The sequence below is a fragment of the Mycolicibacterium sp. P4_G11 genome, from assembly GCF_056555145.1.
Genome location: NZ_JBFUJW010000004.1, coordinates 224,189 through 237,356 on the forward strand (window position 1 = coordinate 224,189; position 13,168 = coordinate 237,356).

11 protein-coding genes are annotated in these 13,168 nt (G+C 66.8%); 6 read left to right on the plus strand and 5 right to left on the minus strand.

Annotated elements, in window-relative coordinates:
- Position 1: 1 nt before the first annotated feature.
- On the plus strand, positions 2-1,177 hold the full coding sequence (locus AC1U2B_RS10630; RefSeq protein WP_480216766.1) for an ABC transporter ATP-binding protein: 1,176 nt from the start codon (positions 2-4) through the stop codon (positions 1,175-1,177).
- Positions 1,174-1,770, plus strand: coding sequence for a suppressor of fused domain protein (locus AC1U2B_RS10635; protein ID WP_071285424.1), 597 nt, complete (start codon positions 1,174-1,176; stop codon positions 1,768-1,770). Before AC1U2B_RS10630 ends, AC1U2B_RS10635 begins: the two co-directional genes overlap by 4 nt.
- Before the next feature lie 57 nt (positions 1,771-1,827).
- Here the strand turns inward: AC1U2B_RS10635 and AC1U2B_RS10640 are convergent, their stop codons facing one another.
- Positions 1,828-2,106 carry a hypothetical protein gene (locus AC1U2B_RS10640; RefSeq protein WP_043395442.1) on the minus strand — a complete coding sequence of 93 codons (279 nt, stop codon included), beginning with the start codon at positions 2,104-2,106 and terminating at the stop codon, positions 1,828-1,830.
- A gap of 89 nt (positions 2,107-2,195) precedes the next feature.
- The gene (gene corA, locus AC1U2B_RS10645) at positions 2,196-3,302 is read right to left on the minus strand and encodes a magnesium/cobalt transporter CorA (RefSeq protein ID WP_480216767.1); all 1,107 of its coding nucleotides are present in this window, start codon (positions 3,300-3,302) and stop codon (positions 2,196-2,198) included.
- Between the two features lie 136 nt (positions 3,303-3,438).
- Between corA and AC1U2B_RS10650 the strand changes: the two genes are divergently transcribed.
- Together AC1U2B_RS10650 and AC1U2B_RS10655 are read left to right on the plus strand one after the other, a co-directional pair.
- Positions 3,439-4,581 carry an NAD(P)-dependent malic enzyme gene (locus AC1U2B_RS10650; RefSeq protein WP_071285558.1) on the plus strand — a complete coding sequence of 381 codons (1,143 nt, stop codon included), beginning with the start codon at positions 3,439-3,441 and terminating at the stop codon, positions 4,579-4,581.
- A gap of 5 nt (positions 4,582-4,586) precedes the next feature.
- The gene (locus AC1U2B_RS10655; protein ID WP_480216768.1) at positions 4,587-5,447 is read left to right on the plus strand and encodes a glycine betaine ABC transporter substrate-binding protein; all 861 of its coding nucleotides are present in this window, start codon (positions 4,587-4,589) and stop codon (positions 5,445-5,447) included.
- Here AC1U2B_RS10655 and AC1U2B_RS10660 read toward each other — a convergent pair.
- Positions 5,444-6,274, minus strand: coding sequence for an SDR family NAD(P)-dependent oxidoreductase (locus tag AC1U2B_RS10660; protein WP_480216769.1), 831 nt, complete (start codon positions 6,272-6,274; stop codon positions 5,444-5,446). The genes AC1U2B_RS10655 and AC1U2B_RS10660 overlap by 4 nt on opposite strands.
- A 28-nt stretch (positions 6,275-6,302) precedes the next feature.
- Complete coding sequence (locus tag AC1U2B_RS10665) at positions 6,303-7,139, minus strand: SDR family NAD(P)-dependent oxidoreductase (RefSeq protein WP_480216770.1); 837 nt, start codon at positions 7,137-7,139, stop codon at positions 6,303-6,305.
- 213 nt (positions 7,140-7,352) lie between these two features.
- Between AC1U2B_RS10665 and AC1U2B_RS10670 the strand changes: the two genes are divergently transcribed.
- On the plus strand, positions 7,353-8,207 hold the full coding sequence (locus AC1U2B_RS10670) for a TIGR04222 domain-containing membrane protein (RefSeq protein ID WP_480216771.1): 855 nt from the start codon (positions 7,353-7,355) through the stop codon (positions 8,205-8,207).
- Positions 8,204-9,283, plus strand: coding sequence for an MbnB/TglH/ChrH family RiPP precursor modification enzyme (locus AC1U2B_RS10675; RefSeq protein WP_480216772.1), 1,080 nt, complete (start codon positions 8,204-8,206; stop codon positions 9,281-9,283). The genes AC1U2B_RS10670 and AC1U2B_RS10675 overlap by 4 nt, the downstream gene beginning before the upstream one ends.
- Here the strand turns inward: AC1U2B_RS10675 and AC1U2B_RS10680 are convergent.
- Positions 9,280-13,002, minus strand: coding sequence for a multifunctional oxoglutarate decarboxylase/oxoglutarate dehydrogenase thiamine pyrophosphate-binding subunit/dihydrolipoyllysine-residue succinyltransferase subunit (locus AC1U2B_RS10680; protein ID WP_480216773.1), 3,723 nt, complete (start codon positions 13,000-13,002; stop codon positions 9,280-9,282). The two genes, AC1U2B_RS10675 and AC1U2B_RS10680, sit on opposite strands and share 4 nt — an antisense overlap.
- Between the last annotated feature and the right edge of the window lie 166 nt (positions 13,003-13,168).

Consider the following 13,168-nt stretch of genomic DNA (forward strand, 5'->3'; position numbering starts at 1 on the left):
CATGGCCGAAATCGTTTTGGACCACGTCACCAAGAGTTACACCGGTGGGGCGACCGCCGTGCAGGACCTGTCGCTGACCATCGCCGACGGTGAGTTCCTGATCCTGGTCGGGCCGTCGGGGTGCGGAAAGTCGACGACGCTCAACATGATTGCCGGGCTGGAGGACATCAGTTCCGGCGAACTGCGCATCGGTGGCGAGCGGGTCAACGAGAAGGAGCCCCGGGACCGGGACATCGCGATGGTGTTCCAGTCGTACGCGCTGTACCCGCACATGACGGTGCGGCAGAACATCGCGTTCCCGCTGACCCTCGCCAAGATGCCGAAGGCCGACATCGCGGCCAAGGTCGAGGAGACCGCGAAAATCCTTGACCTGACCGCACTTCTGGACCGCAAGCCTGCCCAGCTGTCCGGTGGCCAGCGCCAGCGCGTGGCGATGGGACGCGCCATCGTGCGCAGCCCCAAGGCCTTCCTGATGGACGAGCCGCTGTCCAACCTGGACGCCAAGCTGCGGGTGCAGATGCGCACGGAGATCGCCCGGCTGCAGGCCCGGCTGGGCACCACCACCGTCTACGTCACCCACGACCAGACCGAGGCGATGACGCTGGGGGACCGGGTCGTGGTGATGAGCGGCGGTGTCGCGCAACAGATCGGCACCCCCGACGAGCTGTACAACCAGCCGGCGAACCTGTTCGTCGCCGGCTTCATCGGCTCCCCGTCGATGAACTTCTTCCCGGCCACCCGGACCGATGTCGGGGTGGAACTCCCGTTCGGTGAAGTCACCCTGAGCGACGAGGCCCGCGCGGCGCTGGACCAGCACCGGCCGTCGGCCGACCTGATCGCGGGTGTGCGCCCCGAACAGTTCGACGATGCCTCGGTGATCGACGCCTACGCGCGCATCCAGTCGCTGACCTTCGAGGTCGATGCCGAGCTGGTGGAATCGCTGGGCGCGGACAAGTACGTGCACTTCCGGATCGATGGTGCCGGCGCTCAGGCTGCCCAGCTGGACGAGCTGGCTGACGACACCGCCGACGCCGGATCGAGTGAGAACGCTTACGTGGCAAGGGTTTCGGCCAAGTCGTCCGCGACGGCGGGCGGCAAGATCGAGCTGGCTCTCGACACATCCAAACTGACCCTGTTCGATCCGGCGACGGGTCGCAATCTGTCGCTACCGCAGTGACCGACGTCCTCGCAGCGGTAAAGGCCCATGTGACGGCGTATTTCGCCGGCCGCGGCAGCACCGCCGAACCGGTGGGCGCCAGCGTCACCTTTCTCGGCGCCGACCCCATCGAGGTGCTGCGCTACGGACCGACCGACAACGACGTGTATCACTATGCGTCCCAAGGGTGCTCGCGATACCCCATGGCGGACCCGACGGACATGATGGCCGATGGGATCAGCGGTCCCCGGGCGGAAGCGGTGCTGTCGCTGCGCGGCCCCACGCCGCCGGGGCTGGCCCGCTCGATCGCGGTGCTGGCATCGGCGCCGGCCGTCGAAGGCCTGATCCTGGAGCCCGACGCCCTGATCGACCTACAAGAACCTGTGTGGCAAGGCGCTGCGTTCACCGCATTCCTGTTGGGCGCCAGTGAGATCGGCGATGTCGAACTGCCCGAGCCCTACCAGCCGGTGCGGATCCTGACCGCCACCCCGATCACCGCCACCGAGGCCGCCTGGGTGCGGCTCAAAGGCGCCGACGCCATGCGCGATGCGTGGCAGCAGGACGGCGTCGACGTACTCGATCAGCGGCGCCGGGCTGCGGAACCCCGCGCTTAGTCCCAATTGCCGCACTCCTCGACGCGGCTCGTGCCTCGCCGCTTGATCGTCGTACGGCTAGGAAGTGTTGTTCGGGCAGGCGACATCAGCCCACACGACGTCGCCTTCGGCCGGTTCGTCGGAGGACGGGTTGTTGACCCGGACCACCGTGCAGCGGGGTAGCAACGTGGGCTTGTTCCCGTTGAGCCAGTTGAGTCTGACGGTATAGCCCTCGGCTTCGAGGTCTCTGATGACGGCGTCCGCGCCGTTGGCGTGGGCGGCGGGTGCGGTGATGCCGGTGAGCACACCACTGGCAACGACCAACGCGACTACGGTGGACTTGCTCCCAATTTTCATTGGAAGATCATGCCCGATTGGTTGTTACCCGTGGTCGGTTTTGCTATAGGCCGCATCGGTCAGTGCCAGATTGCCGGAAGCTCACACAGCTACAGCCAGTGGTTGTGCCGGAACGTCCGATACAACCCCGTGCACACCAGCACCATCAACGTCAGCACCCCGAAATACCCGTAGTGCCAATGCAGTTCGGGCATGTTGTCGAAGTTCATGCCGTAGATGCCGGCGATCATGGTGGGCATGGCGGCGATGGCGACCCACGCCGAGATCTTGCGCATGTCCGCGTTCTGTTCCATCCCGACCTTGCCCAGAGCGGCCTGCACCAGCGAGCTCAGCAGATCGTCGAACCCGGTGATCTGGTCGGCGGCCTGACTGTTGTGGTCATGCACGTCGCGGATGTAGCGGCGAACTTCTTTCGAGATCAGGTCGTTGTGGTCGGACAGCAGTCGCTGCAGCGCCATGGTCAGCGGGTTCACCGAGTGCCGCAACTCGACCACTTCGCGCTTGAGCAGGTAGATGCTCTCGATGTCGGTCTGGGAGCGTGAGGAGAAGACGGTCTGCTCGACGGCGTCGATGTCTGTCTCGACGAGCGAGGTGACATCCAGATAGCTGTCCACCACATGGTCGGCGATGGCGTGCATCACCGCGTAGGGCCCCAGCGTGAGGATGGTGGGCGACTCGTCCAGCCGGTGCCGCACCCCGGCCAGTCCGCTGTGCTCACCGTGCCGGACGGTCACCACGAAGTCGGGTCCGACGAACACCATGATCTCGCCGGTCTCGACGATCTCCCGGGCGTTGGCCACCGACTCGTGCTCGACGTAGCTGACGGTCTTGAGCACCAGAAACAGGGTCTGGTCGTACCGTTCCAGCTTGGGCCGCTGATGAGCGCAGACTGCGTCCTCGACGGCTAGTTCGTGCAGTCCGAAGACATCGGCGACGGCTTGCATCTGGTGGTGATCGGGCTCGTGGAGCCCGATCCACACAAATGCCTCCGCGCCGGCCGCGCGCAGTTCGCGCACCTTCGCGACGGCGGCGCCGTGGGTGTATTTGCCGGGCAGGCGCGAGCCCATGGAGTAGACGCCGCAATCCACCGTCGCGCGTGCGACCGGCACGTGGATGGAGCTGGCATCGGGGCCGGTGGGGGCCTTTTTCGGGGTCGGGCGGAAATTCGACGGTTGTAGTGCGCGGAACGAGGGCATGCGGCTGACCTCCCGTGGGGCGGACTTTCTCGGCCAATAGACCAGTCGCAAATGCTACGCGGAACCCGCGAGTAACAATCGAGTGAAGTAGCCTAACGCGGTGTCAGATAAGACAGGTGCTGTGCGCACACCCCAGGTGGTCATTGACGATGCGGAAATCTTCGCCGCCCACGAAGGGGGCAAGCTCTCCGTAGCCCTCAACGAGCCGCTGGATACCCAGCGTGCGTTGTCGATCGCCTACACCCCGGGTGTCGCCCAGGTCAGCCGCGCCATCGCCGCTGATGCGACCCTGGCCAAGAAGTACACCTGGGCCAACCGCCTGGTCGTGGTCGTCAGTGACGGCAGCGCCGTGCTCGGCCTCGGCGACATCGGCCCCGCCGCCTCCCTGCCGGTCATGGAGGGCAAGAGTGCCCTGTTCAAGACCTTCGGCGGGCTGGATTCCATCCCGATCGTGCTGGACACCAAGGATCCCGACGAGATCGTCGAGACCCTGATCCGGCTGCGTCCGACGTTCGGCGCCGTGAACCTGGAGGACATCTCCGCGCCGCGATGTTTCGAGATCGAGCGCCGCGTCATCGAGGCGCTGGACTGCCCCGTCATGCATGACGACCAGCACGGCACCGCCATCGTGGTGCTCGCCGCGCTGCTGGGCGCCACCAAGGTGCTCGAGCGCGACATGCACGACCTCAAGGTCGTGGTGTCCGGCGCCGGTGCGGCCGGCGTGGCCTGCACCAACATCATGCTGGCCAGCGGTATTCGCGACATCGTCGTGCTCGACAGCAAGGGCGTCGTGCATTCCGGCCGCGAAGACCTCAACTCCTTCAAGGCCGAACTCGCCGGCCGCACCAACCCGCGCGGCATCACCGGCGGTGTCGCCGAGGCGCTCGACGGCGCCGACGTCTTCCTCGGCGTCTCTGCCGGTCTGGTGCCCGAAGAGCTCATCGCCACGATGGCCCCGAACGGCATCGTGTTCGCGCTGTCCAACCCGGACCCGGAGATCCACCCGGACGCCGCCCGCAAGTACGCCGCGGTGGTGGCGACCGGCCGCAGCGACTTCCCGAACCAGATCAACAATGTGCTGGCGTTCCCCGGTGTGTTCCGCGGGGCCCTGGACGCCGGTGCGCGTCGCATCACCGAGGCCATGAAAGTGGCTGCCGCAGAAGCCATCTTCTCGGTCGTCGGTGACGATCTGTCCGTCGACTACATCGTGCCCAGCGCGCTCGACCCGCGCGTGGGTCCGGCCGTGGCGGCCGCAGTGGCCGCCGCATCGCAAGCCTGAGCACCGTGAGCCGCCGGGTCGCGGTGGGCAGTGTGGCGCTGGCCGCACTGATCACCGCGACGACGGCGGGCTGCAGCACCGGGCAATCCGTGCCGGGGCCACCGGCGTTGACCGTCGGCGCGGCGCCGACGCCCGAGTCGAAGCTGCTGGCCCATCTGTACTCGGCGGCGCTGGGATATTTCGGTGTCCCGACCCGGGTGCATCTGGTCCCGGATCCTGTTGCGGCCCTTGATTCCGCCGACGTCACGGTCGCGCCGGGTCTGACCGGCGAACTGCTCGCCAGGTTCGTCCCGCACGCCACGGCGCGGGCCGACGAGCAGGTTTACCGGTCGATGATCTCGGCGCTGCCCGAAGGGGTGGCCGCTGCCGACTACACCGCGTCAGCGCAGGACAAGCCGGCCGTCGCGGTCACCGCGGCGACGGCCGACCGTTGGGGCACAAAGGATGTCGCGGCGCTGCCGGGCCATTGCGGCGGACTGTCCGTCGGGGTGGTGACAGGTGACGCCCACCCGGCTCGGGTGGGGGACTGCATCCTGCCGGCCGCCCGTGAATTCACGGACACCGCAAGCCTTTTCGCTGCGCTGAAAGCCGGTGCGGTGACGTTGGCCTGGACCTCGACCGCAGCGCCGGCGGCACCGTCGGGCGTGACGGTACTGACCGACCGGACCGCATTGATCCGCGCCGAGAACGTGGTGCCGTTGTACCGGCGCAATGTCCTGGCTGAGCAACAGGTGTTGGCGCTCAACGGAATTGCCGGCGAACTCGACACCGCGACGCTGACCGACATGATCGGTCAGGTCGACAAGGGCGCCGATCCGGCGGCGGTAGCGGGTGCGTGGTTGGCCCAGCACCCGCTGGACCACTAGCCGAGCTTCGGCAACACCCGTCCCGCGATGGCCGCGAACAGGCCCTGGTAGGCGCCTGACCCGGTGATGCGGACGATCACGTCGACGATCTTGGCGTCCGGTCCGACCAGAACCCGGGCATGGCCCTTGCGAACAGACTCGAGAATGATCTGGGCGGCCCGTTCCGGCGTGGTCAGGGCAGCCCTGTCGAACAGCTTGTTCAGTCCCGCGGAGTCGATGTCGGACGCCGCGGTCGAGTTGCGCACGATGTTGGTCTTGATGCCGCCCGGGTGCACCGTGGTGACCTTCACCGGATGCCCGGCCAGCTTCATCTCCTGGCGCAACGCCTCGGTGAAGCCGCGGACGGCGAATTTGGCTGCGTTGTAAGCGGATTGGCTGGGCACCGCGAACAGCCCGAAGATGCTCGAGACGTTGACGACGTGTCCGTCGCCCGAGGCGATCAGGTGCGGCAGGAAGACCTTGGTGCCGTTCACGACGCCCCAGAAGTCGACGTCCATGACCCGCTCGATGTCCTTGAACTGGCTGACTTCGAGATCGCCGGTGAAGGCGATGCCCGCGTTGTTGTAGATCTGGTTGACCTTGCCGAAGTGCTTGACCACGTCGTCGGCGTACAGCGCGAAGGCCTCGCGCTCGGCGACGTTGAGTCGGTCGGCCTTCACCGGGGCGCCGATCGCCTTGACCTGTTCCTCGGTCTTGGCCAGGCCCTCGGTGTCGATGTCGCTGATCGCCAACAGCGCACCTGAGCGCGCCAGTTCGATGGCCAGTGCCTGCCCGATGCCCGATCCTGCTCCGGTGATCACGCAGACCTTGCCGGCGAATCCCTCCATGAACGCTCCTTTGCGTTGGTTGACGGGGTCAGTGCGAACGTGTCGGCAGCACGCGTGAGGTGACGCGCGAGAACAGGTCCTGGTAGGCGCCCGAGCCGGTGGCCCGGATGATCAGGTCCAGCAACTTGGCGTCGGGCCCGACGAGCACGCGGGCGTGGCCCTTGCGGACGGCCTCGAGGATGATCTTGGCGGCGCGTTCGGGGGTGGTCTTGGCCAGCTTCGCGTCGAAGGTCTTGGCCAGTTCCTTGGGATCGAGGCCCTCGACGGCGGTGGAGTTGCGGGCGATGCCGGTCTTCACGCCGCCGGGGTGCACCGTGGTGACCTTGACCGGGTGCCCGGCGAGCTTCATCTCCTGGCGCAGCGCCTCGGTGAAGCCGCGGACGGCGAACTTGGAGGCGTTGTAGGCGGCCTGTCCGGGGACGGCGAACAGGCCGAAGACGCTGGAGACGTTGATGACGTGCCCGTCGCCGGAGGCGATCAGGTGCGGCAGGAATTCCTTGGTGCCGTTGACGACGCCCCAGAAGTTGACGTCCATGACGCGCTCGATGTCCTTGAACTGGCTGACCTCGATGTCGCCGGTGAATGCGATGCCGGCGTTGTTGTAGATCTGGTTGACCTTGCCGAAGTGCTGGGCGACGGCGTCGGCGTACAGCGCGAAGGCTTCGCGCTCGGTGACGTTGAGGCGGTCGGCCTTGACGGGGGCGCCGATGGCCTTGATCCGCTCTTCGGTCTCGGCGAGGCCCTCGGTGTTGACGTCGCTGATCGCCAGCTTGGCGCCCGAGCGGGCGAGTTCGATGGCGAGCGCCTGGCCGATGCCCGATCCGGCTCCGGTGACGACGCAGACTTTTCCGGCGAAGCCCTCCATGAACACTCCCTTGTGTTGGCGCGTGATGACTTGGCGTCAGGCTAGCCGATACCCGCGGTTCCGGGTGAGGCGGACGTCGCCCGCTGCCGGCCAATGTGTGGATCGCGCAAGGAAATCAATGATGCCAGGGCTTTGAGCTCGGTTTCGCCTGTCGTCGTGAGCATTCTGAAAACGCTTCATCGGCGGGATGTCAACGTAGACAGGAGGCGGGCGATGCACGAACCGTGGGGTCTGTCAGGACCGGATTTTTTGGTGCAGTTCATCGGGGTCTATGTGCTCGCGGTGTTCTTGGTGTTCTGGGTCAGAGGGATTCTGTCCGGTTCTCGTGGCCTTCGGGTGGGTAAGCCGCTCGATGACGCTTATCGGACGGCGTTTCTTGCGGGCGGTCCGAGGCGAGTCGTGGATACCGCGATTGCGCAGACGGTCTTGAGTGGCCGGATGCTCGTCGCTCGGGAAGGCGGGCTGACGGTCGCCGCGGGTTCCATCGGTCGCGACGCGATGGAGGAAGCGGTGCTCGAGGCCGCGCGCGAGACCGGTTCAGCGGGGAGACGACGCATCGAACGACTGCGTGACCATCCGCAGGTTTCCGCGGTCGGTGAGCATCTGAGAGCCGACGGCTTGCTACCCACGGGCGTCCGGGTGGTGCTCTGCCGCGTCGTTGCGCTGCTGCCTGGTGTGGTGTGGGTGGTCGGCGTCGTCCGGGCGATCAACGGTGCTGAGCTCCACCGTCCCGTCGGTGTACTGATTGTCGTCCTGGTGGTGACGGCGTTGGTGTCGTTGATCGTCTGGTGCATGGCCGCGGTGGGCGCCGGGCATCGCCCGACGGCGGACGGGCGGCGGGAGCTGGAAGCTGTTCGCGAGGAGTACGACGCGCGTGTAGCGGATGGTTCGGTGCTCGGGTCGGCGCAGGTGATGGGTGTGGCGCTGTTGGGCTTCGCGGCGCTGACCGACCCCGATCTGCGGAGTGCGCTGGTCGGCGCCACCGGCAGCGACGGCGGCGGGGGCGGTTGCGGCGGGGGTGGCTGTGGCGGTGGTGGTTGTGGGGGCTGCGGGGGTTGCGGAGGATGAGCACCGCGATCGGTATCGGCTGGCGCCCCGAAATCGACCTGTCGATCGAGCGGCTGCCCGGCGTCGAGTTCGTCGAGGTGATCGCTGAAGGCATCAAACCCGAGCGACTGCCCGACTCGCTACAGGCATTGCGGGCCCGTGGTGTTCCCGTTGTCCCGCATGGTGTTTCGCTCTCACTCGGTGGGGCACAGGTGCCTGAGGCGGCCCGCCTGGCGCACCTCGCCGCATGTGCGGCGGCACTGGATGCGCCATTGGTCAGCGAGCACATCGCCTTCGTGCGCGCCGGTGGCAGCGAGGCCGGGCACCTGCTGCCGGTGCCGCGCACCCGCGCGGCCCTCGATGTCGTCGTCGAGAACGTTCGGATCGCCCAAGACGCGCTCGGTGTCCCGCTGGCACTGGAACACGTTGCGGCAGTGCTGGAATGGCCCGACCGCGAGTTCACCGAGGCCCAATTCCTGACCGAGATCGCCGAACGCACCGGCGCGCTGCTGCTGGTAGACGTCGCGAACCTCTACACCTCGGCCGTCAACTTCGGCGCGGACCCTCTCGACGCGCTCGAAACGTTGCCGCTGGAACGAATCGCCTATGTCCACGTCGCCGGCGGCGCCTTGCGCGACGGCATCTGGCACGACACCCACACCGCCGACGTGGCCGAGCCGATCCTGGACCTACTAGCCGAGCTCGCGAGCAGAACCGTGTTGCCCGCGGTCATGTTGGAACGGGACGGCGCCTATCCGGCAGTGGACGTGCTCGCGGGGGAGCTCTCGGCCATCCGGTCCGCTGTCGGCCGCGAATCCGCAGGCACGGTCAGTCCCTGGGCGGCGGGCCTGTCGCGGTATCCGAGCGTGCCGTCACCGCACGTCCCTGAGACAACTCGTCACGAGCTCGCCGTCGCGCAATGTCACCTGCTGAATGGGCTGCTCGGACTGGCCGAACCGCCACCGGGCTTCGACGCAGACCGGGTTGCGGTCGCGGGGGCCCTATTGGCCCACAAACGAGCGCACAGTCTCGCGAAAATGAGCTTGGGTGCGAAGTTCCGCCGGAAGTTCGCACCCAAGCTCACGTTCGGGCGTTAAGGGGCGAAGGCCTCGTCGATGATGGCCTGCTGCTCGATGGCGTGCACCTTCGAGCTACCCGACGACGGCGCGCTCATGGCCCGGCGCGAGATGCGCTTGATGCCGGTGAGGCGGTCCGGCAGCAGTTCCGGCAGGCTCAGGCCGAACGTCGGCCAGGGTCCCTGGTTGGCCGGCTCTTCCTGCACCCAGAAGTACTGCTGCACGTTCGGGTACTGGGCCAGCGTGGCTTCGAGACGGCGCTTGGGCAGCGGGTACAGCTGCTCGATGCGGACGATCGCGATGTCTTCTCGGTTGTCCTTGGCCTTGCGTGCCACCAGGTCGTAGTAGAGCTTGCCGCTGCACAGCAGCACTCGCGTGACCTTGGCCCGGTCGCCGACGCCTTCTTCGTAAGTCGCCTCTTCGAGCACCGAGCGGAACTTGATCTCGGTGAAGTCCTTGACGTCGCTGACCGCGGCCTTGTTGCGCAGCATGGACTTCGGGGTGAAGACGATCAGCGGCCGGTGGATGCCGTCGAGGCCGTGCCGGCGCAGCAGGTGGAAGTAGTTGGCCGGGGTCGACGGCATGGCGACCGTCATCGAACCCTCGGCACACACCTGCAGGAACCGCTCGATGCGGCCCGACGTGTGGTCCGGACCCTGGCCCTCATGGCCGTGCGGCAGCAGCAGCACGACGTCGGAGAGCTGGCCCCACTTGGCCTCACCCGAGCTGATGAACTCGTCGATGATCGACTGCGCGCCGTTGACGAAGTCACCGAACTGGGCTTCCCACAGCACCATGGCGTCGGGGTTGCCGACCGAGTAGCCGTACTCGAAGCCGACCGCGGCGTACTCCGACAGCGCCGAGTTGTAGATCAGCAGCTTGCCGCCGGTGGGGGTGCCATCGGTGTTGGTGGCCAGCAGCTGCAGCGGGGTGAACTCCTCGCCGGTGGTGCGGTCGATCAGCACCGCGTGCCGCTGGGTGAACGTGCCGCGCTGGGTGTCCTGACCGGAGAACCGGATCAGGCGGCCCTCGGCGACCATCGAGCCCAGGGCGAGCAGCTCGCCGAACGCCCAGTCGATCTTGCCCTCGTAGGCCATCTCACGACGCTTCTCCAGCACCGGTTTGACGCGCGGGTGGACGTTGAAGCCCTCGGGCACCGCCAGGTGCGCGTCGCCGATGCGGGCCAGCAGTGACTTGTCGACCGCGGTCAGCAGGCGCTGCGGGATGGTCTGGTCGGACTCCACCGATTCGCTGGGCTCGATGGTGTGCTTCTCCAGCTCGCGCACCTCGTTGAAGACCCGCTCCAGCTGGCCCTGGTAGTCGCGCAGAGCGTCCTCGGCCTCTTTGATGGAGATGTCACCACGGCCGATGAGGGCTTCGGTGTAGGTCTTGCGGACGCCGCGCTTGGTGTCGATGACGTCGTACATGTACGGCTGGGTCATCGACGGGTCGTCGCCTTCGTTGTGGCCGCGGCGGCGGTAGCACAGCATGTCGATGACGACGTCCTTCTTGAACGCCTCACGGAAGTCGACCGCGATCCGTGCCACCCAGGCGCAGGCCTCGGGGTCGTCGCCGTTGACGTGGAAGATCGGCGCGCCGATCATCTTGGCCACGTCGGTGCAGTACTCGCTGGAGCGCGAATCCGTTGGCGCCGTGGTGAATCCGATCTGGTTGTTCACCACGATGTGGATGGTGCCGCCGGTGCGGTAACCCTTGAGCAGCGCCAGGTTCAGCGTCTCGGCCACCACGCCCTGGCCGGCGAACGCGGCGTCGCCATGCAGCATCATCGGCATGATCGAGAAGCGGCCGTGTGCGTCGCTGTCGTCGTGTTCGTCACCGACGAGCAGGTCCTGCTTGGCCCGGACCAGACCCTCGAGGACGGGGTCGACGGCTTCGAGGTGGCTCGGGTTGGCCACCAGCGACACGTCGATCTCGTTGTCGCCGAACATCTGCAGGTAGTGGCCGGTGGCGCCGAGGTGGTACTTCACGTCGCCGGAGCCGTGTGCCAGGGCCGGGTTCAGGTTGCCCTCGAACTCGCTGAAGATCTTCGAGTACGGCTTGCCGACGATGTTGGCCAGCACGTTGAGGCGGCCGCGGTGCGGCATCCCGATGACGACTTCGTCGAGGTTGTGCTCGGCCGCCTGGTCGATGGCGGCGTCCATCATCGGGATGACGGCCTCCGCGCCTTCCAGTGAGAAGCGTTTCTGCCCAACATATTTGGTGTGCAGGAAGGTCTCGAAGGCCTCGGCGGCGTTGAGCTTGGACAGGATGTACTTCTGCTCGCCGACCGTGGGCTTGTCGTGCTTGACCTCGACGCGCTCCTGCAGCCACTTCTGCTGCTCGGGTTCGAGGATGTGGGTGTACTCGACACCGACGTGGCGGCAGTAGGCGTCGCGCAGCACCGACAGCACGTCGCGCAGCTTCATGAACTGCTTGCCGGCGAAACCGTCGACCTTGAACTCGCGGTCCAGGTCCCACAGCGTCAGGCCGTGGGTGTTGACGTCGAGGTCGGGGTGGCTGCGGAAACGGGTCTTGTCCAGACGCAGCGGGTCGATGTCGGCCATCAGGTGACCGCGGTTGCGGTAGGCCGCGATCAGCTCGATGATGCGGGCGTTCTTGTGGGAGATCGAGTCCGGGTTGTCGATCCGCCAGCGCACCGGCTCGTAGGGGATGCCCAGCTCGCGGAAGATCTCGTCGAAGAAGGCGTCGTCCAGCAGCAGGCGATGGACCGTGCGCAGGAAGTCACCGGACTCGGCGCCCTGGATGATGCGGTGGTCATAGGTCGACGTCAGCGTGATGAGCTTGCCGATACCGAGCTCGGCGATGCGCTCCTCGCTGGCGCCCTGGAACTCGGCCGGGTACTCCATGGCGCCGGCGCCGATGATGGCGCCCTGACCGCGCATCAAGCGCGGCACCGAGTGCACGGTGCCGATGGTGCCGGGGTTGGTCAGCGAGATGGTGACGCCGCTGAAGTCCTCGGCGGTCAGCTTGCCGTCCCGCGCACGCCGGACGATGTCCTCGTAGGCCGCGATGAACTGGCCGAATTGCATTGTGTCGCAACGCTTGATGGCCGCGACGACGAGCTGGCGCGAACCGTCCTTGTTCTGCAGGTCGATGGCCAGACCGAGGTTGGTGTGCGCCGGCGTGACCGCCGACGGCTTGCCGTCCACCTCGGCGAAGTACCGGTTCATGTTGGGGAACTGCTTGACCGCCTGGACGATCGCGTAGCCCAGCAGGTGGGTGAAGCTGATCTTGCCGCCGCGGGTGCGCTTGAGGTGGTTGTTGATGACGACGCGGTTGTCGATCATCAGCTTCGCGGGGATGGCACGCACGCTCGTGGCGGTCGGCACGTCCAGCGACGCGTTCATGTTCTTGACGACGGCAGCCGCGGCGCCGCGCAGCACCTGCGTCTCCGAGTCCTCGGCCACCACCAGTGCGGGAGCGGCCTTGGCGGGAGCGGCCTTGGCCGGGGCCGGTGCCGCGGGGGCCGGAGCGGCAGCAACGGGCGCGGCGGCAGGAGCCGGTGCGGCCGGCGCGGGTGCCGGGGCCGGAGGTGCCGCGGCGGGTGCCGGGGCTGCTACGGCAACGGAATCCGTTGTGTCCGTTATGGGTTCGGGGTTGTAGTCACGTAGGAAGTCGTGCCAACTCGGGTCCACCGAGGACGGGTCCTCACGGAATTTGCGATACATCTCTTCGACCAGCCACTCGTTCTGACCGAATGGTGAAGGTGATGTGCTCACGGCCGCTATTCGCCTCGTTTCCTTCTGCCCGACGAGCGCTGGACCTCAGCCCGGCATAGCCCGCCATATGTTGTGTTGGCGGTCGCCCGCCCCGGTGCCGCCTAAGGCTAACCCGTCGGTCGATTCCTTGGTCGGCGGAAGTCAGTGAATGGTCAAGTATTGGTGC